General features: G+C 64.1%; 25 protein-coding genes. 13 read left to right on the forward strand and 12 right to left on the reverse strand.

The genetic code is table 11. The annotated features are described in order from the left end of the window. Positions 1-17: 17 nt before the first annotated feature. Positions 18-443 carry an SRPBCC family protein gene (locus tag ABMA59_RS23310; RefSeq protein ID WP_349007790.1) on the forward strand — a complete coding sequence of 142 codons (426 nt, stop codon included), beginning with the start codon at positions 18-20 and terminating at the stop codon, positions 441-443. 100 nt (positions 444-543) lie between these two features. Here ABMA59_RS23310 and ABMA59_RS23315 read toward each other — a convergent pair whose 3' ends face one another. Continuing rightward, positions 544-3,570: a PAS domain-containing hybrid sensor histidine kinase/response regulator gene (locus tag ABMA59_RS23315; protein WP_349007791.1), complete on the reverse strand. Its 3,027-nt coding sequence runs from the start codon at positions 3,568-3,570 to the stop codon at positions 544-546. Positions 3,571-3,757: 187 nt separating this feature from the next. On the opposite strand from ABMA59_RS23315, the gene ABMA59_RS23320 reads away from it, so the two are divergent. Then, positions 3,758-4,504, forward strand: a complete 747-nt coding sequence (locus tag ABMA59_RS23320; RefSeq protein WP_349007792.1) for an AzlC family ABC transporter permease — start codon at positions 3,758-3,760, stop codon at positions 4,502-4,504. Further along, positions 4,501-4,851 carry an AzlD domain-containing protein gene (locus ABMA59_RS23325; RefSeq protein ID WP_349007793.1) on the forward strand — a complete coding sequence of 117 codons (351 nt, stop codon included), beginning with the start codon at positions 4,501-4,503 and terminating at the stop codon, positions 4,849-4,851. Before ABMA59_RS23320 ends, ABMA59_RS23325 begins: the two co-directional genes overlap by 4 nt. Before the next feature lie 218 nt (positions 4,852-5,069). Here the strand turns inward: ABMA59_RS23325 and ABMA59_RS23330 are convergent, their stop codons facing one another. From ABMA59_RS23330 to ABMA59_RS23345, 4 genes are all read right to left on the reverse strand, one after another. Further along, the gene (locus ABMA59_RS23330; RefSeq protein WP_349007922.1) at positions 5,070-5,495 is read right to left on the reverse strand and encodes an HIT family protein; all 426 of its coding nucleotides are present in this window, start codon (positions 5,493-5,495) and stop codon (positions 5,070-5,072) included. A gap of 144 nt (positions 5,496-5,639) precedes the next feature. Beyond that, entirely contained in the window at positions 5,640-6,869 is a 1,230-nt protein-coding gene (locus ABMA59_RS23335; protein WP_425475973.1) for a GNAT family N-acetyltransferase, read from the reverse strand. A gap of 44 nt (positions 6,870-6,913) precedes the next feature. Next, positions 6,914-7,642 (reverse strand): glycerophosphodiester phosphodiesterase, encoded by a 729-nt coding sequence (locus tag ABMA59_RS23340; protein WP_349007795.1) that lies wholly within the window; start codon positions 7,640-7,642, stop codon positions 6,914-6,916. A gap of 10 nt (positions 7,643-7,652) precedes the next feature. Next, a complete protein-coding gene (locus tag ABMA59_RS23345) occupies positions 7,653-8,117 on the reverse strand; it encodes a RidA family protein (RefSeq protein ID WP_349007796.1) in 465 nt (154 codons plus the stop codon). Between the two features lie 138 nt (positions 8,118-8,255). On the opposite strand from ABMA59_RS23345, the gene ABMA59_RS23350 reads away from it, so the two are divergent. Together ABMA59_RS23350 and ABMA59_RS23355 are read left to right on the forward strand one after the other, a co-directional pair. Further along, entirely contained in the window at positions 8,256-9,080 is an 825-nt protein-coding gene (locus ABMA59_RS23350; RefSeq protein WP_349007797.1) for a cell envelope integrity EipB family protein, read from the forward strand. Between the two features lie 103 nt (positions 9,081-9,183). Then, positions 9,184-10,500: a hypothetical protein gene (locus tag ABMA59_RS23355; RefSeq protein WP_349007798.1), complete on the forward strand. Its 1,317-nt coding sequence runs from the start codon at positions 9,184-9,186 to the stop codon at positions 10,498-10,500. 73 nt (positions 10,501-10,573) lie between these two features. Here ABMA59_RS23355 and ABMA59_RS23360 read toward each other — a convergent pair whose 3' ends face one another. Further along, on the reverse strand, positions 10,574-11,071 hold the full coding sequence (locus ABMA59_RS23360) for a GFA family protein (protein ID WP_349007799.1): 498 nt from the start codon (positions 11,069-11,071) through the stop codon (positions 10,574-10,576). Between the two features lie 95 nt (positions 11,072-11,166). On the opposite strand from ABMA59_RS23360, the gene ABMA59_RS23365 reads away from it, so the two are divergent. Continuing rightward, a complete protein-coding gene (locus tag ABMA59_RS23365; RefSeq protein WP_349007800.1) occupies positions 11,167-11,487 on the forward strand; it encodes a TfoX/Sxy family protein in 321 nt (106 codons plus the stop codon). A gap of 4 nt (positions 11,488-11,491) precedes the next feature. On the opposite strand, the gene ABMA59_RS23370 is transcribed toward ABMA59_RS23365, so the two are convergent. From ABMA59_RS23370 to ABMA59_RS23385, 4 genes are all read right to left on the reverse strand, one after another. Continuing rightward, positions 11,492-12,409, reverse strand: a complete 918-nt coding sequence (locus tag ABMA59_RS23370; protein WP_349007801.1) for a pseudouridine-5'-phosphate glycosidase — start codon at positions 12,407-12,409, stop codon at positions 11,492-11,494. Then, entirely contained in the window at positions 12,399-13,382 is a 984-nt protein-coding gene (locus ABMA59_RS23375) for a carbohydrate kinase family protein (RefSeq protein WP_349007802.1), read from the reverse strand. The genes ABMA59_RS23370 and ABMA59_RS23375 overlap by 11 nt, the downstream gene beginning before the upstream one ends. 158 nt (positions 13,383-13,540) lie before the next feature. Next, positions 13,541-14,098: a hypothetical protein gene (locus ABMA59_RS23380; RefSeq protein WP_349007803.1), complete on the reverse strand. Its 558-nt coding sequence runs from the start codon at positions 14,096-14,098 to the stop codon at positions 13,541-13,543. 837 nt (positions 14,099-14,935) lie between these two features. Continuing rightward, a complete protein-coding gene (locus ABMA59_RS23385) occupies positions 14,936-16,468 on the reverse strand; it encodes an acyl-CoA carboxylase subunit beta (protein ID WP_349007804.1) in 1,533 nt (510 codons plus the stop codon). Positions 16,469-16,720: 252 nt separating this feature from the next. Here ABMA59_RS23385 and ABMA59_RS23390 point away from each other — a divergent pair, with 252 nt between their 5' ends. Next, positions 16,721-17,149 carry a VOC family protein gene (locus ABMA59_RS23390; protein ID WP_349007805.1) on the forward strand — a complete coding sequence of 143 codons (429 nt, stop codon included), beginning with the start codon at positions 16,721-16,723 and terminating at the stop codon, positions 17,147-17,149. Between the two features lie 76 nt (positions 17,150-17,225). On the opposite strand, the gene ABMA59_RS23395 is transcribed toward ABMA59_RS23390, so the two are convergent. Then, on the reverse strand, positions 17,226-17,666 hold the full coding sequence (locus ABMA59_RS23395; protein WP_349007806.1) for a VOC family protein: 441 nt from the start codon (positions 17,664-17,666) through the stop codon (positions 17,226-17,228). Between the two features lie 224 nt (positions 17,667-17,890). On the opposite strand from ABMA59_RS23395, the gene ABMA59_RS23400 reads away from it, so the two are divergent. The 5 genes from ABMA59_RS23400 (at position 17,891) to ABMA59_RS23420 (ending at position 21,174) form a co-directional block, all read left to right on the forward strand. Next, positions 17,891-18,484, forward strand: a complete 594-nt coding sequence (locus tag ABMA59_RS23400) for a cold-shock protein (protein WP_425475974.1) — start codon at positions 17,891-17,893, stop codon at positions 18,482-18,484. A gap of 24 nt (positions 18,485-18,508) precedes the next feature. Continuing rightward, entirely contained in the window at positions 18,509-19,027 is a 519-nt protein-coding gene (locus tag ABMA59_RS23405; protein WP_349007807.1) for a DUF192 domain-containing protein, read from the forward strand. Positions 19,028-19,041: 14 nt separating this feature from the next. Further along, a complete protein-coding gene (locus ABMA59_RS23410) occupies positions 19,042-19,815 on the forward strand; it encodes an alpha/beta fold hydrolase (RefSeq protein ID WP_349007808.1) in 774 nt (257 codons plus the stop codon). 150 nt (positions 19,816-19,965) lie between these two features. Continuing rightward, entirely contained in the window at positions 19,966-20,814 is an 849-nt protein-coding gene (cysE, locus tag ABMA59_RS23415; RefSeq protein WP_349007809.1) for a serine O-acetyltransferase, read from the forward strand. Positions 20,815-20,970: 156 nt separating this feature from the next. Continuing rightward, positions 20,971-21,174: a DUF3126 family protein gene (locus ABMA59_RS23420; protein WP_349007810.1), complete on the forward strand. Its 204-nt coding sequence runs from the start codon at positions 20,971-20,973 to the stop codon at positions 21,172-21,174. Between the two features lie 51 nt (positions 21,175-21,225). Here ABMA59_RS23420 and ABMA59_RS23425 read toward each other — a convergent pair whose 3' ends face one another. Next, on the reverse strand, positions 21,226-21,963 hold the full coding sequence (locus tag ABMA59_RS23425) for a hypothetical protein (RefSeq protein ID WP_349007811.1): 738 nt from the start codon (positions 21,961-21,963) through the stop codon (positions 21,226-21,228). A gap of 112 nt (positions 21,964-22,075) precedes the next feature. Between ABMA59_RS23425 and ABMA59_RS23430 the strand changes: the two genes are divergently transcribed. Next, entirely contained in the window at positions 22,076-22,399 is a 324-nt protein-coding gene (locus ABMA59_RS23430; protein WP_349007812.1) for a DUF6949 family protein, read from the forward strand. Positions 22,400-22,412 lie beyond the last annotated feature (13 nt).

Here is a 22,412-nt window from a genome sequence, read left to right on the forward strand (position 1 = left end):
GCCGGAGGAAGCCGCCGATGAACGAAACGCTTCGAACCGAAATTCAGATCGCAGCCCCGCAGGCGACCGTCTTCGCCTTCCTCACCGATCCCGACAAGATTCTCCGCTGGCTGGGCACTGCGACGACGGACGCCCGTCCCGGCGGCATCTATCTCGTCAGCGTCGGCGACAGGCACGCCGCCCGCGGCGAGTTCACCGAGGTCATCCCGGTTCATCGCCTCGCCTACAGCTTTGGCTGGGAAGGCCGGGAGGCGGTGCCGCCCGGTTCCAGTCTTGTCGAGATCGATCTGGTCGCAAAGGATGGCGGCACGCTCGTGCGCTTCACCCATAGCGGTTTGCCGAACGAGGAAGAGCGCGCCAGCCACGAGAAGGGCTGGAACCATTATCTGCGCAGGCTGTCGATCGCCGCGGCCGGCGGCGACCCTGGGCCGGACAAGATGTGACCGGGCGGGCAGCCACCCGCTGCCGGAAGTTCGGCTGGCGCTCGCCTGCACGTATCACGTCCGTGCTGACCTCAGCCGCCTGACAGTGCGCCTACCTCGGCTAGCCATCCAAAATCTTGCGCACCTTGGCCGCGAGATCCTCGAGGCTGAAGGGTTTTGTCAGCAGGCTCGTGCCCGGATCGAGGATGCCGTTGTGGACGATGGCATTGCGCGTATAGCCGGTCGTGTAGAGCACCTTCAGGTCGGGATACATCTTGCGCGCCATATCGGCCAGTTCGCGGCCCGACATCTCCGGCATCACCACATCGGTGAAGAGAAGCGCGACTTTGGGTCCGCTCTCAAGCTTGCGCAGAGCCTCGGACGGGCGCGATGCCTCGATGACGCCGTAGCCCAGTTCGCTCAGCGCTTCGACCGAGACGGCGCGCACCCGGTCCTCGTCTTCCACGACCAGGATGATTTCCGTCGGCAGGCCGCGATTGGTGATTGAAGCATTGGATCTCGGCTCCATCTCCGAGGAGTCCCCGTAATAGCGCGGCAGGTAGACCTTGACCGTCGTGCCGACATTGACTTCGGAGTAAATCTTCACGTGGCCGCCGGACTGGCGCACGAATCCATAGACTTGGCTCAGGCCTAGCCCGGTGCCTTTTCCGACGCTCTTGGTTGTGAAGAACGGGTCGAAGGCTTTGGCGATGACCTCGTGATTCATGCCGGTGCCGGTATCCGCGACGGCAATCAGCACATACTGGCCGGGCGTAATGGCGAATTCCTTGGCGAAAGCGTCATCCACGAAGGCGTTGGAGGTCTCGATGGTCAGCCGCCCACCGTTGGACATCGCGTCGCGCGCGTTGACCGATAGGTTCAGGATAGCATTCTCAAGCTGGCCCGGATCGGCCTTGACCTGCCAGAGCCCGGCGGTGAGCACAGTCTCTACGTCGATCTGCTCGCCGAGGGTGCGGGCGAGCAGTTCGCTCATACCCGAGACCATCCGGTTGGCGTTCATCGGCTCGGGCGCGAGCGGCTGTTGCCGGGAGAACGCCAGCAGGCGCTGCGTCAACGCCGCGGCGCGCTGCGCTCCGTCGATGGCACCTTCGACAAACCGCTCGACATCGGTCTCGCCTTTCCTGAGCTTGCGCTGCAAAAGGTTCAGCCCGCCGAGGATGACGGCCAGCATGTTGTTGAAGTCATGCGCGATGCCGCCCGTGAGTTGGCCGACGGCCTCCATCTTCTGGACTTGGCGCAACTGCTCCTCGGCCTTGGAGCGCTCGGCGACCTCGTCCAGCACGCGCTGCTCCAGCGTGGCGTTCAGCGTCTGAAGCGCTGCCTCCGTTCGCCGCCTCTCGGCCACTTCGCGCTCGCGCGCCTGGAAGAGCCGCGCATTGTCGATTGCCGTCGCCGCCTGGCCGGCAATGCCGATCAGCAGTTCCTCGTGGTCGGCCTTGAAGCGGCCCGGTTCCTCGTGGCCGAAGAACAGGCCGCCGATCACCTCGCCGGCGCGCGACACCACCGGCACGGCGAGATAGCTGCGCACGGGCAGATGACCGACAGGCATGCCCTTATAGGGTTCGTTCTTGCCGTATCGCGGATCGAGAAGAATGTCGTCGGACCGCACCACGCCATCGCCCTTGAAGGTGGGCTCGAAGACCGCGGTGTTGCGCGGCATCGGGAACTGCGAAAACGCCTCGCGCGGAACGCCTGAAAGGGCGTAGAGCATGTAGCTCTCGCCCGCGGCATTGATGACATTGTAGAAAAACGCCCCGAATTGCGCGCCGACGAGTTCGGTGCAGGCGTCCGTGACGATCTGGACGATGCGCTCGACATCCAGTTCCTCGGCGACGGAGGCGCCCGTGCGGTTGAGGATGGAGAGCTTCTGGGACTCTTTGCGGATCGCCCTTTCGGTCTTGCGCGCTTCGGTCACGTCGACATTGACGCCGATCATCCCGATGAATTCCTTGCGCGGGCCGAAGCGCGGCTGGGCGTTCGTCGTGACGATGCGGTAGGAGCCGTCGGCGTGCCGCATCCGCGTCTCGATGGAGAACGGAGTGTGGGTTCGCATGGAGTCCTGAAATGGCTTCAGAAGCTTGTGGTCATGCGGCTTGACCGTTGCGAACCAGTCGAAAGCGGGCACGTCGTCTTGTGAAACGCCCCAGAACTCGCGCTGCGCCTTGTTGAGATAGACGCAGCGGCTGTCCTGGTCGCCCATCCACAACATGACCGGCGCATTTTCGGCGACCAGCCGGAACCGCTCCTCGCTTTCACGAAGCGCGAGTTCGGTGCGCTTCTGATCGGTCACGTCATGTCCCTGGATGAAGATGCCGCTGACAGAACCGCCTTCGGCGATGATAGGCTGATAGACAAAGTCGAGATACCGCTCGTCTGGCTCCTCGTCGGCCCCCGCCAGGTCCACCCGGGCGGCGCGTCCCACAAAGGGCTGGCCGCTCTGATAGACCTGATCGAGCAGCTTGATAAAACCCTGGCTGATAACCTCGGGCAGAGCCTCGCCGACCGTCTTGCCCACGACCTCGCGGTAACCGACCATCGCGTTGTAGGCGTCGTTGGCCATGGTGAACCGGTGCTGCGGCCCGGTCGTCATCGCGATGAAGCCGGGCGCCTGGTCGAACATTCGCCGCAGGCTTTCGCGTTCGGCGTCAAGCGCCTGCCGTGCCTTGATCTTGTCGGTGATCTCCACGACGATCGCCATGACGCCGGCCGGAATGCCGTTCTCGTCGAGCAGCGGCGAATAGTCCAGGTCGAGCCAGACATCTTCGGGCGAACCGTTGCGCGACAGGATAAGCACCTGGTCGCGATAGGCGAGCGTGCCGCCGCCCAGGCCGACCTTCATGACATTGTCGTTGAAGTCGGCGACTTCCGGCCATCCCTCGCGCACCTTGCTGCCGAAAAGCGCCGGATGCCGGCCTCCGGCAAACTCGGAATATCCGTCATTGTAGATCATGATGCCGTCTTCGCCCCATAGAGTGACGATCGGCACCGGTGAGCGGAGAATCAACGAAATCGATGACTTCAGGCTGGGCGGCCAGCCGTCTATCGGTCCGAGCGGCGTCGACGCCCAGTGGAAGTTGGCAATTATGTCCGCGGCGTCGCCCCCTCCGGCGAGAAACGGGTGCTTCATTTCTGCCCGCATATTCTTGTGTGTCCCCTCAGCCAGATGCCCAAACGCTTGAACAAACAACGGGTTCCCGGCATTGTCGATTTTCCCGTGTAGGGCATGGCCGAGGCTGTCTGGATGCTGATCGGCGCATCTCCCCGGCCAGTCTTTCGCTGACTTCATCGCAATCCCGTGTTATGCGGCGGACCCCATGTCAGGTGCCGCATCCATCCCGCCGCCGTGGTCGCATAACCGCCGCCGCTGGTATCTGCGCGGCGTGGGTGCCGCATATTCCCTGCCGGGCTGGATACTCGCCACCGCCTATGTCGGCTTCGCCGGGCTCGCCAAGGAATCCGGCTTCACGCTGGGCGAAACCGTGTTCATGACGGCAATCGTCTGGGCGCTGCCGGCCAATGTCGTGCTGATCGGCGGCATCTTGTCCGGCGCGTCTCTGCCATGGGCGGCCTTCGGGGTCGCGCTGTCGTCGTTCCGCATGATGCCGATGGTGGTGGCGCTGATGCCGGAACTCAAGGGCAAGCGCACCCGCAGGCTCACGCTGTATTTCCTGTCGCATTTCGTCGCCGTCACCTCCTGGGTGCTGGCGATGGAGCGCGTGCGCGGCGTGCCCCGCGACATGCGCACGGTCTGGTTTCTCGGGCTCGGCTCGACGCTGCTCGTCACCAACACGGTGCTGGTGGGGATTGTCTATCTATTGGTCGGCAGCCTGCCGGCGCCGGTCACGGCGGCGCTGCTCTTCCTCACGCCGATCTATTTCCTGACCTCGCTGTGGGGCTCGGCCCGCGAGGGTGCCGCGCATGTGGCGATGCTGTGCGGCCTCGTGCTCGGCCCCATCTTCCACATGCTCTGGCCGCGCTTCGACCTTTTGGCCGCCGGGTTGGTCGGTGGCGTCGTCGCCTTCGCCTTCCACCGGCTGACCGCGAGGCGCGTCGGCCGATGACCTTCCAGTCTTTCGACAATTGGTGGTGGCCGTTCCTCTTCGTGCTTGTCGCCGGAGGGCTCGCCACCGACATCTGGCGGTTCCTCGGCGTGCATTTCGGCGGCCGCATGTCGGAACAATCCGAGGCGCTGGTGTTCGTGCGCGCCGTCGCCACCGCGCTCGTCGCCGCCGTCATCGGCAACCTCATCGTCTTCCCCAGCGGCTCGCTGGCCGAAACCGCGCCAGCGCTGCGCATGGGCGCCGCGGTCGCCGGCTTCGCCGTCTATCTTCTTTCGGGAAAGCGCATGCTGGTCGGCATCGTCACCGGAGAGGCGGCGCTTATCGCCGGCATGGCGATGGGGTGGTAGCTGCGCCGCTTACCCTCCCCCTCGCGGGGAGGGTCGGCGACCCAACGCAACGAAGTGGCGTTGAGCAAGCCGGGCTGGGGCCGCCTCTGAACGAAACGCGACAAGCTTTGCCGGCATCGCCACCTCAGGATGGAGCGCTTCATCGCCGACCCCACCCCGCGTCGAAATCCTGGCGTTCCGCTCGGCTTTCTCCGCGACCCTCCCCGCAAGGGGGAGGGTCAACCCAGCGCCGCGCGGATCTTCTCCGCATTGGCCGCCAGCACCTCCGGCTTCTCCATCTGTCCCGTATGCGGCTTCAGCGCTACGCCGTCGAAGCGTGGAAGAATGTGGACATGCAGGTGGAACACCACCTGTCCGCCGGCCGGCTCGTTGAACTGCTGCACCGTCACGCCATCGGCCGAGAATGCCTTGACCACGGCGCGTGCCAATTTTTGCGTCGTCGCCGCTACCGCCGCGAGACTATCGGGCTCGACGTCCAGAATATTGCGGGAGGGCTCCTTCGGGATCACCAGGCAGTGCCCGTCGCCCCTTGGCATGATGTCCATGAAGGCGAAGGTCGCCTCGTCCTCGAAAAGCTTGTGCGAGGGAATCTCGCCGCGCAGGATTTTTGCGAAGACGTTGTTCGGGTCATAGGAAGCGGGCATCGGCGAACCTTTCGGCAGGGAGAACGTGTCTTCCCGCAATAGCCAATCCGATTCTTGCCCGCCAGCCGCAACCACGGTGCCGTGGTCGTCTTCCAAGGCGCCCCGTCCAGCGGCGTCCCATCCGGGCAGGGGCGGCAGGATTTGCTACTCCCGCTCAACCTCCTGGTTTTCCCTGCGGAACGGCGTGTGGTGCTCGAAATATTCGGTGGTTCGCGCCACTTCCTGTCGCTCGCGCCTGAGATAGTCGTCCACCGCGTTGCGCAGGCCGGGATGGGCGATGTAATGCGCCGATTGCGTCGTCACCGGCCGGTAGCCTCGCGCCAGCTTGTGTTCGCCCTGGGCACCGGCCTCGACCACGCGGAGCTTTCTTTCGATCGCAAAATCAATGGCCTGGTGATAGCAGACCTCGAAATGCAGGAACGGATGGTCCTCGATGCAGCCCCAGTTGCGGCCGTAGAGCGTATCCGATCCGATGAAGTTGATCGCCCCCGCCACATACCGCCCGGCGCGCTTCGCCATGACCAGAAGAACGTCTTTTCCCATCCTTTCGCCGATCAGCGAAAAAAACCTGCGGTTGAGATAGGGGCGGCCCCATTTGCGGCCGCCGGTGTCCATGTAGAAGGCGAAGAAATCGTCCCAGGCTTTTTCGGTCAGGTCGCTGCCGGTCAGCCAGTCGATGCTGAGGCCGGCGGCCAGCGCCTCGCGGCGTTCCTTCTTCAACGCCTTGCGTTTGCGGGAGGCGAGCGTGCCCAGAAAATCGTCGTAATTCAGATAGTTGTCGTTGAAGAAATGGAACTGCTGGTCGGTGCGCCGCAGGTAGCCAGCGCCCGCCAGCGCGTGCATGTCCTCGTCATTGGCGAATGTCACATGGGCCGAAGACACGTTCAATTTGTCCGTCACGGCCCTCAGACCTGCTGCCAAAGTCGCCTTGGTCACATCCGCATCGAGGTCGCGGCGAACCAGCAGGCGAGGGCCGGTCGCCGGTGTAAAAGGAATGGACGCCTGCAACTTCGGATAGTAGTCGCCGCCGGCTCGTTCGAACGCGTCGGCCCAGCCCTGGTCGAAGACATATTCCCCCTGGCTGTGCGATTTCAGATAGGCCGGCACCGCGCCGAGTAAATTTCCGTTCTCGTCCTCCAAGCGCAAATGGCTGGCCTGCCACCCAGTGCGCGCGATGGCGCAGCCGGACTCCTCCAGCGAGCGTAGAAAATCAAACGATAGGAAGGGGTTGTAACCGGAAGCTCCGGTGCACTCGCGCGTCGTCCCGGTCAGGCTCTCCCATTCCTGGCGGGAGAAATCGTCCATCGATCCGGCAATCCGGATCGCATGCCCGGTCCGGGAAGCGTCGCCGCCATTTGTGCTGCGCTGCATCATCGCAGTGTTATGTGCACTGCGAAAGCGGCGCGGCAAGGGCCATTTCACGCAACCCCGACCTTTTGCGGTTCGAAACCCTCGAAGGTCATCTGGTCCGCATGCGCAAAGGTGTGGTCGACCGCCGCCTGATCCCGCACGGTCCAGCTTATCACCGGCATGGACAGCCGATCGCGGACAAAAGTCACGAATGGGTTCGGCAACTGTTCGACGGCGTAGGACACGAACGAAATTCCATGGGCCAGCATAGAAAAATGCGCTTCGATTTCCTGCTGCTGGTGGCCCCAGGCGGTCAGGCCGGCGGGCACGTCCGGCATGTAGCGCGAAAAATCGCGTATCAGCCAATGGTCGAACGACATGATCGCGACCTTGCCTTTGTAACCTTTCAGCAAGGCGCCCACCTTGGCGACAAGTCCAGCATCATGGCCCGGAATGCCCTTCAGCTCGATTACGATCGGCACGCGGCCGGCGACGAAATCCAGCATCTCCTTCAGTGTCGGCGCATGGTCCTTCGTTCCGCCGATCTTGAGCGCCGCGAACTCGGCTGCGGTCTTCTGCCAGACGAAACCTTCCTGGCTGGCCAGGCGGCGCAGGTCATTGTCATGGAAAACAATGACTTCGCCGTCGAGGCTCAGGTGGACATCGCATTCGATCGCATAGTCGTTGTCGATCGCCCGGCCGAAGGCCGAGAGCGTGTTCTCCCAGACCCGGCCGTTCATGTCGTGATAGCCGCGATGCGCGATCGGGCGCTTGGTGAGCCACGAAATATCGCTCATGTTCAAGGCCTTAGGCGGCTTCGATGATGGCTTCGATCTCGACCGGCGCGTTGAGCGGCAGGGACGCCGTGCCGACCGCCGAACGGGCGTGTTTTCCGGCTTCGCCAAGTGCCGCGACCAGAAAATCCGATGCGCCGTTTGCGACCAGATGCTGTTCGGTGAAGTCGGGCGCCGAGGCAACGAAGACTGTGATCTTGACTACCTTGCCGATCCGGCCGAGCGAGCCAAGCGCGGCCTTGGCCTGCGCCAGAATATTGATTGCGCAATATTTCGCGGCTTCCTGGCCGGTTGCCACGTCAAGGTCTCGGCCGAGCAGGCCGGTGGCGATCAGCTTGCCGTCCTTCAAGGGGAGCTGCCCGGCCGTGAACAGCAGATTGCCGCTGCGCATGAAGGGCAGGTAGTTGGCAGCCGGGGCGGCGGCCACGGGCAGGGTGACGCCGAGTTCGCTGAGCCGCTTTTCGATTGTGTCGCCCATCGTCGTTCCTTATCTCTGTCATCATGCGGGTCGTTTCGAGGCTGGAACCTGCAACTTTTGCCTCGCTTCCGCCATGACTTTTTTAGAGGTATCAGTCTAGTTTGCAGGCCATACTTCTATGCCCGATCGGAGTTTCTCATGCGCGTATCGCGCCTTGCCGTCCTTGCCTCAGCCGGAATCGCGGCGCTTGCTGTCAGCCAGAGCCTTGCCGCCGCGCCGCTGATCTCTCACCGCGCGGTCTACGACCTGGCGCTCGACAAGGCCTCCGACCGCTCGGGTATCACCGGACTGCATGGCCGCATGGTCTATGAGTTCAATGGGTCGCCTTGCGAAGGATACACCGTCAATTTCCGCTTCGTGACCCGCATAGACACCGGCGAGAACACGCGCGTCACCGACCAGCAGACCACGACCTTCGAGGACAGCGGCGGCAAATCCTTCTCCTTCGTGACCAAATCCTTCACTGACCAGGCGCTGGAGCGCGAGTTGAAGGGCACGGCGACACGGGAGCCGAACGGGCTGAAGGTCGTGATCGACAAGCCGGAGAAGAACAGCCTCGAGCTGCGCAAGACCCAGTTCCCGACCCAGCATCTGGAGGAGCTGATCAAAAAGGCCAACACCGGCGAAACCTTCTACGAAACCAACCTCTTCGACGGTTCGGAGAATGGCGACAAGGTGATGACCACCACGGTGATCGTGGGCAAGAAGACGGATGCGTCCGCCAACGATCCCGAATTGCCGGTGCTGAAGACGCTCGCCAAGGACCAGTACTGGCCGGTCGACATCGCTTATTTCGACGAGGCCAACGACGGCGGCGAGGAGGTGCCGGAATACCGTATCGCCTTCAAGCTGCACGAAAACGGCCTGACGCGCGACCTCACCATGGACTATGGCGACTTCACGATGACCGGCAAGCTGGTCAACCTCTCGGTGTTCGACACCCCGCCACAGACCTGCAAATAGTTTTCGCGGGCACGCCTGCTTGCGCACCTCCGCACCGTCTTGCCGGACATCGCGCGTAAGCCGTGGGAACGTGCTTCGAAGCTGGCTTGGATAGGAGCGGCGCGTGGGGGAAAAGCCGGGCCGTCTCAACACGTTCGTAGCACCGAAACCCAATCGTTTGCTGATCAAGCTGATGACGCCCGTGAACCGGGTGCTCATGCTCAAGGGTCTGCCGCTGCTGCGCGACGTGCCGGTGCTGAACCGCATCGCCGGCGTCCGCGGCATCGCTAATGTCCGCCAGATCGATTTTCCGGATACCGACCGGGCACGGCTGGCGGGCGTTTGCGGAAGAGACAAGGCGACGTTCCTGACGCCGAACCATCCGGAATTCTTCACCGACTGGATGATCGACAAGGAGATCGTGTCGAAGGTCGCGCCGCTGACCGCATCGTGGGCGACCAACGGGGTCGTCAACGGTCTGGGCCGGTTCGCGCAGAAATTCTGGCTGGCCAACAATCTGATCGCGCAGATCCCCGGTAACAGCGACAGCGCCCGCCAGTATTCGGTCGACTGGGCCGTCAAGGGTCATGGCGTGCTGCTGCATCCGGAAGGCGCGGTCGGCTGGCATGGCGATTGGGTCGCGCCGCTGATGCCGGGCGCCGCCGAAATGGCGATTGCGGCGCTGGCGCAAGGGTGCGCCGCCGATCCGGCGTTCCAATCGTGGATCGCGCCGGTGGTCTGGAAGCTGGTGCTTTTGCACGATGCCGATGCCGGCTTGCGGACGGAATGCGCTTATGTCGCGCGGCGGCTGCGGATCGAAACCGTTGGTCGCGGTGCCACGCCGGCCGAACGGGTCTACGCCATCTACGAGGCGCTGCTGGCACGCGACGAGGAGAAGGCGGGCGTGGCCGTGGACCGTTCGAAGCCCGTCGCGGAGCGGCTGGACGCGCTGATCGCCCAGCTTTCCCGGAGGGTTGCGGGCGAGATCGGCTCGGACGCATCCCCAGGCAGTGCAGACATGCTGCGCGCCGTGCGGCGCTGGCTGCGGGGTTCGGACGCGGGGATGGATAATGGGAAGGCGCAAGCGGTCAAGGCGAACGCCGATATGCTGCAAAGGCTTTGCCGGCTCGGGCCGTTCGCCTGGGCAAGCCCGGCGATGACGCAGGAGCAGGCGGCCGAGCATATCAAGCGCATCCGCAACGATTATTGCTCGGGCACTTTCCGTGACACGCTGAACCGCTTCGTGCCGCAACCGGTCGGCCCGCGCCAGGCGATCATCCGCGTGCCGGAGCCGATAGCGGTCCATGATTTCGGCGGAGACGCCGAAGCGCTGACTGCCGAATTGAGGCGCAGGTTGCAAGGCGCGCTGGACGACATCAATGTCGATTTGGCGAGGGCCGGCGGACTGCGCAGTTATCCGAATCCATTTGTGAAAGACTAGGTCGGGCTGGCCGGTACGTTCGCGGTGCGTCCTCCGGTCGAAGGCTCTCGATCGCGACGAGGAGGCGCCGCGGTCAATCCACCCACAGCCCATGCTTCTTGTGCCAATCCGCGATGGAATCCTCGGGATAGAGGTCGAAACTCCGGTCGCCTTTGCGGATATCCGGTTCGACCCAGGAGGCCTTGTATTTCAGCATGATGTGAACCCGCTCGGACGCCTTCGGCAGGTCGGTGTCGACGGCCGAGGCGAAGGGATGGACGAGGTCGGGCCAGGTCGGATCGTAGAGCCATAGCGCCGATCCGCATTTCGTGCAGAAGCGGCGCTCGCCGGTCGAGACCTCGCAGCGCGTGCGCTCGTCGTCCACGATCTCGGCGCGGTATAGGCCGAGGTTGCCCGTGCCGGTGACCTTCAGCGTCTCGAAGACAGCGCCGAGGTTGATGGCGTATCCGCCGCCGCCCTGCTGTTTGCGGCAGATCGAACAGTAGCACAGCATGAAGGGGACGGGCGTGTGGCTCTCGACTTCGAAGCCGACGGCGCCGCAGCGGCAGGAACCTTTGAGAAGAAGTGGCAAGGGGTCTCTCCAGTCTTTGTCTCTGTCGCGCAAGCGGCGGCGCCATTGTTTCCTGCGCGATGACAGGGGCGGCGGCTGCTGCCATAATAGCGGGCATGGACAATGACGCCATCGCCGATCTGTTTTCCCGCCTCGGCCCGATAACGATCAAGCGGCTGTTTGGTGGCAAGGGCATCTATTTCGAAGGCGTGATCGTCGCCATCGAACTGCGCGGCGAACTGATGCTGAAGGCCGACGCCGAGGTGGCCGGCGAGTTCGCGGCGGCGGGCTGCAAGCAATGGACCTATACCGGGTCGCGGCACGGCAGGCTGGTGGCGATGCCGTACTGGACGGTGCCCGACGAGGCGGTCGACGATCCCGACGAAATGGCGCGCTGGGCGCGGAAGTCGTACGAGGCTGGGCTGAGGGCAGGCTGAGGCTTCAAAGCGCCCTCGCGATTCGAGCCGCCAGCCGGGCATTGTTCTCCACCAGAGCGATGTTGGTCTTCAGGCTTTCGCCGCTCGTCAATTCCAAAATCGTCTGCAGCAGAAAGGGCGTCACGCGCTTGCCGGAGACGGCCTGCATGGTCGCCGCCTGCTGTGCCCTTGCGATATAGCCCGCCATTCGCTCCGCCGGGATCTCGTCGGCCTCCGGCACCGGATTGGCGATCAGCATGCCGCCGTCGAGGCCAAGCGCGCGGCGGGTCTTGAAGAAATTGGCGATGGCTTCGGGTGCATCGAGCCTGAGCGGGGCGGGGTAGGGCGATGTGCGCGACCAGAAGGCGGGCATCACGTTCGACTGGTAGGCGACCACGGGCACGCCGCGCGTCTCCAGCACTTCAAGCGTCTTTTCAATGTCGAGGATGGCTTTCGCACCGGCGGACACCACGATGACCGGCGTGCGCGAAAGCTCGTCGAGGTCGGCGGAGATGTCGAAGCTCAACTCGGCGCCCTTGTGCACGCCGCCGATGCCGCCGGTGGCGAAGACGGAGATGCCGGCCAGCCGCGCGGCGATCATGGTCGCGGCGACAGTGGTGCCGCCGGTGCGCCGCTCTGCGACGGCGAAACCGATATCGGCACGCGACAGCTTCATCGCGCCCTGCGCCTGGGCCAGCGTCTCGCGCTCGGCCGGCGACAGGCCGATCTTGATGCGTCCGTCGACCACCGCGATGGTGGCCGGCGTCGCGCCCTCGTCGGTGATGATGCGCTCGACATTGCCGGCCATGCGGCTGTTGTCCGGATACGGCATGCCGTGGGTGATGATGGTGCTTTCCAGCGCCACCACGGGACGGCCGGCGGCCAGCGCCTCGGCCACCGGCGCGAAAATGTCGATATGGGCCATGGCCGTGTCAGGCGACATGCGCTTCTCCTCTGCTCGGTGCCCCATGCAGGGTTTCGGCCGTTGGGACAAGCGCGAGCGCGGCCTTGAAGGTGGCGCTCGAAAGGACCGGCGCGGCGTCGGCGCTCTCCAGCGCGAGAAGCGCGGCCGCCATGCCTTCGCGCACGGCGTCGGCGAAAGGCAGGCCGCGCAGCATGGCGGCTGAAGTCGCGCCGGCCAAGGCGTCGCCGGCGCCGGTGACGTCGGCTATGCTTCTGGGAGCAGGGGGCGTTATCGAAAACGTCCGGTCGCCATCGAGGACATGCACCGGATTGGGTCCCTTGGACAGCACTGCGCGCCTCAGCCCGAGCGTTCTCAGTCTATCCAGCATCGCGGGCGCATGGGCGTCGGGCGAAAGGCCGGTCAGCGCGGCCGCCTCGCGTGTGTTGAGGAACAGGCAGGAAAGCGCCGGCAGGATTTCTTTCAGCCGCAAGACCTTGGCCGGCGAGATGGCGATTGCGAATATAGGCTTCCCTTCCACGAGTTTCGGAAGGCGCGCCAGCGCGTCGCCCGACAGGTTGGCGTCGGTGAAGATCGCGTCGGCTTGCGCGATCGCCGCGCGCACCGAGGCGCGGCGCAACTGTTTTGCGAAGACGAGATCGTAGAGGCCCATGTCGGCAAGTGCTGCAACCACATCGCCATGGCGGTCGAGCAGCGCCGTATAGCTCGGGGTGCGGCGGTCGAGGAAGGTGACGGAGAGGTCGCGGATTCCCGCCGCGGCGATGGCGCTCGCTACCGTCACGCCTGACGCATCGCCGCCGCGCACCGACAGCAGCGAACCGCCCACCCCGCGCTGCACCGCGTTGCGCAGCGCGTTGAACGTGCCGCCGCCGACGTCCTCGCGCATCGTGCCGGGGTTCGATGCGCCTGGTACGAAGTCGACGGAAAGCTGGCCGCGCCGGTCGATATGCGCACCGCCTATGCCGAGGATGAACTTTTGCTTTTCCGCGCTCATGCCAAACGAGTCTCGATGCGTCCGCCAGGAGCTAAACAGGTTTGGCGGGCTTCGCCACCAGATTCAACAGCGGTCCTTGCGGACAGCACGGATCGCCCCGCGCAACCTGCGCGGGTCGTTCTTCTCCGCTTTTGAAATTCAACCCTGCCCGTCGCGCGTCAGGACGTATCGTGGTCGTCCAAGGCATAGACGGCCAGCGCATGGGCATGCGCCAGGATTTCGTCGACCTCGCGGATTTTTCGCGGATGCGGCGCGCCCGGCTCGTAACGCGACAGTCGCCCGCCGGGCGGGCGCCCGCGCCGCAGCGGCGTGAGGCGCTGGCCGGAGATCGGTCCGTCCCGCGTCGCGGCGGCGTCGCGCCGTGCCTTCCAGCGGGCGAAGCGTTGTGCCTGTCCCGGCAGGTCGTCGAGTGCGGCGGTGAGCGCGGCAAGGCGCTGGCCAAGGCGCGCGGCGTCGATCGGATCGTCGGGCGATGGAGGGGGAGGCAGCGGCCGGTACGTCGCGTTGAAATCGAGCGACAAGATGCGCGGGGCGGCGTGGGCCGGGACAGCGCGGCGCGGGACGCGGAATAGCCGCCGCGGCGGATCGAGCAGCGGCAGGCTCCATGTGCGCAGGGTGGGCTTGGGACGTTTCTTCGGCCCCTTTGGCAGGAAGGCGCGCGGCCCTCGCAACGTCGCGGGTTTTGGCTTGCGTGGGCGTGGCGGCGGCAGGGCCACCACGATCCCAAGTGCCGCCGCGATGATCAGCCTCCGCGCCGCGGCTTCGGCTGGGCGCAGCAGCCGCAGGATGGCGAGGTAGAGGTGGCGGGGGAGGGTAAGCGCCGGATTAAGTGCCGGGGACAGTTTACTTTTTTCCGCTTGAGCCAGCCTTGGAGCGGCAGCGCCTTTGCGCGGAAAGAAAGTAAACTGCCCCCAGTGCCAAGGCCCCCAGCGCCCGACATCCCGCCACCCATCTCGGCCATGGCGACGAGCGTGACGAGAATGCGCTTCAGCGCCTCCCAGTTTCGCTCGATTGCCGCTGTGCCGTTCATCGCCATTCCCTTTCGCGGCCTCGGTTTGCCAGACGGACCTTAGCCGTGGTTTCAGCAGGCCCAGAGGCGGCTCCCCCAGCCGTCGCCGTGATGACGGCGCTTTCGTGGGAAGCCGGCGGCAAGTATGAGGCGGGTTTTCGAGAGGGGGATGAAAATCGAATGCGCCGGCATCTCACCTGTTGGGTGGGAGAAAGCGCAATCAGCAAAAACAATGGCTTGGCAGACTTCGTAACGCGACATCCGAAAAAATATCCGGGCGGGACGAAAATTTCATCCCCTGCTTGGCGCTCGGCAAGTGTTCATCGATCTATCCGGCGACTGTCCCCGAATCTTCGTCGACCGCGTCGCGCCGGGGATAACATCGATTGCATGGATCGTCGGCCGGCGAAGCGGGCTTGGACTGCCAGGTCGCGCCACCCCGTGCGGGGCATGAACCGTGCGCGATCGCGTCAGGACATGCCGCCGTCGCCGGCGCCTTGGCGGTCGGATGCGGCCCCTTGGCGGCTGCGCCCGACGCCGTAGCTCACAACGGAATGTTGTCGTGCTTCTTCCAGGGATTCTGCAAATCCTTGTTGCGCAGCATGCGCAGAGCGCGCGCAACGCGGCGGCGGGTGGAGTGCGGCATGATCACCTCGTCGACATAACCGCGCTCGGCGGCGACGAAGGGGGAGAGGAAGCGGTCCTCGTAGCGCTTGGTGTGCTCGGCGATCTTCTCGGCATCGCCGATGTCTTTCCGGTAGATGATCTCGACCGCGCCCTTGGCGCCCATCACCGCGATCTGCGCGGTCGGCCAGGCATAGTTCATGTCGCCGCGCAGATGTTTCGACGCCATCACGTCGTAGGCGCCGCCGAAGGCTTTTCGGGTGATGACGGTGACCTTCGGCACGGTCGCCTCGGCATAGGCGAACAGAAGTTTGGCGCCGTGCTTGATCAGCCCGCCATATTCCTGGGCGGTGCCGGGCAGGAAGCCGGGCACGTCGACGAAGGTGACGATCGGGATGTTAAAACAGTCGCAGAAGCGCACGAAGCGGGCGGCCTTGCGCGAGGCGTCGCTGTCCAGCACGCCGGCAAGCACCATCGGCTGGTTGGCGACGAACCCGACCGTGCGGCCCTCGACGCGACCGAGGCCGGTGACGATGTTTTTGGCGAAACTCGGCTGGATCTCGAAGAAATCGCCCTCGTCGGCGGTCTTCAGGATCAATTCCCTGATGTCGTAGGGCTTGTTGGCGTTGTCGGGGATCAGCCGGTCGAGCGAAAAATCGTGCTCGGTGACCGACTGGTAGCACTCGATCTCCGGCAATTCCGACGTGTTGGAGGCGGGCAGGAAGTCGACCAGCCGGCGCATCTGCAACAGCGCCTCCACGTCGTTGTCGTATGCGCCGTCGGCGATCGAACTCTTGGTCGTATGGACCGAAGCGCCGCCGAGCTGCTCGGCCGTAACCGTCTCGTTGGTGACGGTCTTCACCACGTCGGGTCCGGTGACGAACATGTAGCTGGTGTCGCGAACCATGAAGATGAAGTCGGTCATGGCCGGCGAATAGACGTCGCCGCCGGCGCAGGGGCCCATGATGACCGAAATCTGCGGGATGACGCCCGAGGCGAGCACGTTGCGCTGGAAGATTTCGGCATAACCGCCAAGCGCCGCGACGCCTTCCTGGATGCGGGCGCCGCCGGCGTCGTAGATGCCGATGATCGGCGCGCGGTTGCGCAGCGCCATGTCCTGTACCTTCATCACCTTCTCGGCATGCGCCTCCGACAGCGAGCCGCCGAACACGGTGAAATCCTTGGCGAAGAGATAGACGGGCCGCCCGTTCACCGTGCCCCAGCCGGTGACGACGCCGTCGCCGGCGATTTTCTGTTTCTCCATGCCGAAATCGGTGGAGCGGTGCTCGACATACATGTCGAACTCCTCGAACGAGCCTTCGTCGAGAAAAATGTCGATGCGTTCGCGCGCAGTCAGTTTTCCGCGCTTGTGCTGGGCGTCGATGCGGGCCTGGCCGCCGCCGAGCCGGGCGATGTCGCGGCGGCGGGCGAGTTCCTCGAGCACGTCTTTCATGACAGATCCTCCCGGTGGGGCACGAATGCGGGGCAGCGATGGAGGTTTTGCGTGTAGCGGCACGATTTTGCCAAGGCAAGCACTTCGGAATTGCCGGGATCGGGCTCGATTTTTATGGTCGCGCTGCTTTTCTCAATCCGCGGTGTCGGATTTTCACAGCGGCGTTCGTCCTAGCCGCGTATCCATCAACCAGTGCGCTGCCGCGCGACCAAACGCACCCGGACGGGTCGAGCAGAAAAGAGGAAAGTTGAAATGCCCAAGATGATCTTCGTCAACCTGCCGGTGACCGACCTGACGCGCTCGACCAAATTCTACGAGGCGGTGGGCGGAACCAAGAACCCGCAGTTTTCCGACGACACGGCCGCCTGCATGGTGTTTTCCGAGACGATCTTCGCCATGCTGCTGACGCATGAGAAATACAGCAGCTTCACGACGCGGCCGATCGCCGATGCGCACAAGACCAGCCAGTTCATGATCGCGGTTTCCGCCGACAGCCGCGACGAGGTCGATGCGGTGGTGGGGCGTGCGGGCTCGGCGGGCGGTGTCGTGGATCCCAATCCGCAGCAGGACTACGGTTTCATGTATGGCCGCAGTTTTGAGGATCCGGACGGCCATGTGTGGGAGGTGATGTGGATGGACCCGGCCGCCGTCGCGAGCGGAGAGGCTGGGGCGGCCGCCTGACCGGCCGCAAAGGCATAATCTTGCCGTTTCGGGTGTGGGCCGTCCTTTCGGAGCCCACACCCGATACCGCGCAACCTTACCACACGCCGGTGTTCGGCATAGAAACCCACGGCTCGGCCGGCGGCAGCGGGTCGCCTTCCTGCAGAAGTTCGATGGAAATATTGTCGGGAGAGCGGACGAAGGCCATGTTGCCGTCGCGGGGCGGGCGGTTGACGGTGACGCCGGCGTCCATCAGCCGCTGGCAGGTCTCGTAGATGTTGTCGACCTTGTAGGCGAGGTGGCCGAAATTGCGGCCGCCTGTGTAGTTTTCCGGATCCCAATTGAAGGTCAGCTCCAGTTCGGGCGCGCGGCTGGACGCGGAAGTGCCCTTGTCCTTGGACGCCGCGAGGAAGATCAGCGTGAAGCGGCCTTTTTCGTTCTCGTGGCGGCGCACCTCGACCAAGCCGAGCTTGTTGCAATAGAAATCCAGCGAGGCGTCGACATTGGTGATTCGCACCATGGTGTGCAGGTAACGCATTGTATTCCTTTCCTATTCGAGCCCTGGCACGGCGTGGCGCCGCGAGTGGCCGGTTGCGAGCGACTTGCGGCCTTTTATCGAAGTGTTGCCGTTGCGCGATGATAGCCGGCAATCCGCATACGCCAAGGTGAAAAAAGGCAGATCAGGCCTTGCACTGGCCCGAACACGCGATGTTATTCTGTGTAAAGAATCACGTGTTTTTTGTCAGGAAAGGGTGCGTTCGGATGGGGGACAAAGCCTCTTCGATGGGGCGAGGCTTGGAAATCGGCGACGCCCCGCAGCACCTCGACAGCGACGAGGTTCCAGGTGTGGTCGAGGTCTCGGGCGCCATCAAATGGTTCGATGTGGCCAAGGGCTATGGCTTCATCATGCCCGACGAGGGCACCGGCGATGTTCTTCTCCATGTAACGTGTCTGCGCCGGGACGGCTTTCAGACAGCGCATGAGGGGGCACGTGTCGTCTGCCTGGCAAAGCGTGGCGAGCGCGGCATGCAGGCCTTTCGCGTCGTCAGCATGGACAATTCGACGGCGGTGCATCCTGCCGAGATGCCGGAGCAGCGCACGCATGTCACGGTCGTGGCCGAGAGCGGGCTGGAACGCGCGCTGGTCAAGTGGTTCAACCGCACCAAGGGATTCGGCTTCCTGACGCGCGGCGAGGGCACCGAGGACATATTTGTCCACATGGAGACGCTGCGGCGTTACGGGCTGGCTGAACTGCGGCCGGGGCAGGTCGTGCTGGTGCGGTTCGGCCGCGGCGACAAAGGCCTTATGGCTGCCGAAATTCACCCCGATATCGGAACGCTGCCGTCTTCGCACTGAGGTGCGGGCACCAACGGAGTTCCGATGCCCCGCAAACCCTGGATCTTCGCCGGTACCGCGACCGTGGCCGCGCTCGCGGTCGCCGCGTTCCTTTTTTTCCAGACGGCCGGGCCGGCGACCAGCCAGGCTCAGGACCTGCCTGTCGATCCGACCCCGCTGGTCGCAATCACCGGTTCGGGCGTGAAATCCTTCGACATCGAGGTCGCGGACGATCCGGCGGAACGGTCGACCGGGCTGATGTTCCGCGAGACGATGCCGGACGACCGCGGCATGCTGTTCGTGTTCGAGCAGATGCAGCCGGTGAGCTTCTGGATGAAGAACACGCCGCTGCCACTCGACCTGGTGTTCGTCGCCGAGGACGGGACGGTGCGCGCCATCAAGAAGGGCGAGCCGTTTTCGGAAGCGACGATCTCGCCGGGCGTTCCCGTGCGCTTCGTGCTTGAGTTGAAGGCCGGCATGGCCGCCAAGGCCGGCATCGTCGCGGGCACCGAACTCCGCCATCCGGCGATCGATCATGCCGCCGGCGCCAGCAATCCCGGCTGATATCCGAGGGCACATTGACGTCATTCTTCAACCACGAGGGGTTTGACCTCGCCTATGTCGACCGCGCGCCGGACAAAGGCGGCCAGGCCGATCCCATCCTGCTCATCCACGGTTTTGCATCCAGCCTGCAGGTCAACTGGATCAGCCCCGGCTGGGCAAAGACCCTCAATGAAGCCGGCTACCGCGTCATCGCCTTCGACAATCGCGGCCATGGCCAGTCGTCGAAAAGTTATGAACCGGCGGACTATACGCCGGAGAAGATGGCGGGCGACGCGGCCGCGCTCCTGCGGCATCTGGGCATCGGCCGGGCTCACGTCATGGGTTACTCCATGGGCGCCCGCATCTCCGCTTTTTTGGCGCTGGCCGAGCCGGCGCTCGTCGCAACGCTGGTGTTCGGCGGGCTCGGCATCGGCATGGTTGACGGCGTGGGTGAATGGGACCCGATCGCCGAGGCGCTGTCGGCACCGGACCCGTCGACGATAGCCCATGCGCGTGGAAAAACATTTCGCATGTTCGCCGACCAGACCAAGAGCGACCGGCGCGCGCTTGCAGCCTGCATCATGACATCGCGGACCCTGCTTTCAGAGGAGGAAGTGGCGCGCATCGCCCAGCCGACGCTGGTTGCCGTGGGCACGAAGGACGATATCGGCGGTTCAGCGGCGGAACTCGCCGCGCTGATGCCGAATGCCGAGGCCTTCGAAATCGAAGGCCGCGACCATATGCTGTCGGTCGGGGACCGGACGTTCAAGAAGCGGGTGCTGGAGTTTTTGGCCGAGTATCCTCTGTGAGGACCAGACGGCGAGGCGGGAACCCGCTGCCATGGGTGCTTGAAAACCCGCCAATCCAATCCATTTGACGAGAGGGTGAAGAAATTTGAGTTCAATCTCGCTATAGTCGAGAGTATATAGGCGCGACCGCTCGCGGTACGGAGACATTCGATGAGCACGATGAACCTGATGAAGCCGACGGCGGTCCAGCCCGTCGATCCTATCTGGAGTTCGGTGCGCAGCGAAGCGCTCGAAGCGGTGGCGCGAGACCCGTTGCTGTCGGCTTTCCTCTATTCGACGATCCTCAATCAGGAGTCGCTGGAAGACGCCGTCATCCATCGCATCGCCGAGCGGCTGGATCACCCGGATGTCGGTGCGGACCTGATCCGCCAGACATTCCGGTCGATGGTCGCCGAGACGCCGGACTGGAGCAACACGGTGCGCGTCGACATCCAGGCCTATTACGACCGCGATCCGGCCTGCGACCGGTTCATGATGCCGGTCCTTTATTTCAAAGGATTCCACGCCATCCAGACGCATCGCCTGGCGCACTGGCTATGGAACCAGGGCAGGCAGGATTTCGCGCTCTACCTGCAGAGCCGGTCGTCCGCCGTGTTCCAGACGGACATCAACCCCGCCGCGAGGATCGGCAAGGGCATCTTCGTCGACCACGCGACCGGTCTCGTCGTCGGCCAGACGGCGGTGATCGAGGACGACGTCTCGATCCTGCATGGAGTGACGCTGGGCGGCACCGGCAAGGCCGGCGGCGACCGGCATCCGAAAATCCGCTACGGCGTGCTGATCGGCGCCGGCGCGAAAATCCTCGGCAATATCGAGGTCGGCCACTGCTCGAAGATCGCGGCCGGCTCGGTGGTGCTTTCGCCCGTGCCGCACAACAAGACGGTCGCCGGCGTTCCCGCGCGTGTCGTCGGCGAGACCGGCTGCGACCGGCCGTCCCGGCAGATGGACCAGTTCCTGCCGTCGCAGACGATGGATCATGTCGTCAGCTTCGACATCTGATTTTCGACGAGCGGGACGGCTCTAGCCGATCCCGCTCTGCCGCTCGCCCTAGGTACTGCCCACAGGGCAATGCGGAACGACAGCCTTTACAGTCCGTTCTCCCGCGTGCCAGAAGCGCGCTCCAATCGCACTCAGTCCCAGAATGGGGAGAACATCTTGAAGCCCGACGAGATCAAGAAGCTGGACGCCTTTTTCAAACGCACCTTCCGTAATCCGGAAATGCAGGTGAAGGCGCGTCCGCGCAAGACCGACTCGGCCGAGGTCTATGTGGGTGACGAGTTCCTCGGCCTGGTGTTCAAGGACGAGGAAGACGGCGACTACAATTTCTCGATGGCGATCCTCGACATCGATCTCGGCTGAGACTTTTGCATGGGCCTGTCTGCCGGCAATCGCCTGATTGACGGCGATGCTTCAGCGCGCGGTCCTGAGCATTCCCGTCGCCCTGGCGAGCACGGCGGCATCGAGCGTCTTCCAATCGGCCAGCAATTCGCGCGGAAACCGGTAGGTCAGGCTCAGATTGTCGCCGAAATCGACGTCACGTTCGCAGGGCGCCAGCGATTCCTCGGCGCTCGCTCCGCTAAGGCAGCGGGCGACGAAGGGCTCCTTCGAGCCGCGCGGCGCAACCGCCAGAACTTCGTTCAGATAGCCTGATTTTTTGGTAAATTCGTAGATCGTCAGACCCGCCGGTCCCTTGCGGCCCGGCGTCACGATCAGCGAGCGGTAAATGGGCGCGAAACGGCCGCTCATGTCGCGCGACATCATGCGTTCCTCGAAGCCCAGGAACAGGATGTTGCGGACGCCGCCGACATTGTTGAAGTCGTTGCGTGACTCCTGCGTGTAGCCGTCCAGCAGCGGCCAGCGCAGATAGAGGTCGAGCCGCGAGGCGATGCCGTCCCGGCGTGCCCGCTCGAAACGGATCGTATTGGCGGGAGCGGCGATCACATTGTTGCCGATGACGACTTCCCTTGGCGAGGGATCGTCGGTGTAGCCGGCAAGCGCGATCGACGAGCCGAACCATTTTCCGGCCATGCTCAGCGCCAGCGAAACCAGCGCGAGCACCGCAAAGGCAATGAAGATCCGCGTCATAAGACGCGATCCGATCGGGTTTTCCCCGCCGTCGTCGGCTGCATCTGCGGTGGCTGCGGTCATTCCGGCGCCTTGGTTGCAACACTGTCCGGTTCCGGCACGTCCGGAAGCGGCACGAGTCTTGCTGACTTTCCATCACGACTGTGCATCGGCATGGTAAACGAGGAGTAAACGCATGGGCGGCATCATGGAAATGGCGTTCGCACTGATGGCCGGCGTCACGGTCTCCGGGATAGCCGGCTCTCTGATGGAACTGGCGACGGGACGCACGCTGTCGTTTTCGGAACCCTATGTCTCGCCGCGCCGCATCCTGCGCTCGATCGTGTCGGCCGTCTGCGCCGGTCCGATGATGCTCGCCAACGATGCACTCTTCGCTCGCAGGCAAAAGGCGATCTCGGGACTTTATCTCGGTTTCTGCGTCTGCACCGCGCTTGTCTGGGCGATAGCGCTGGGCATCGTCGCGATCGGTCTTGCGGCACGGCTGGCCGGACTTCTATGAGGGATCGTTCCGT

The sequence above is a fragment of the Mesorhizobium yinganensis genome (assembly GCF_040081985.1).
GTDB lineage: Bacteria > Pseudomonadota > Alphaproteobacteria > Rhizobiales > Rhizobiaceae > Kumtagia > Kumtagia yinganensis.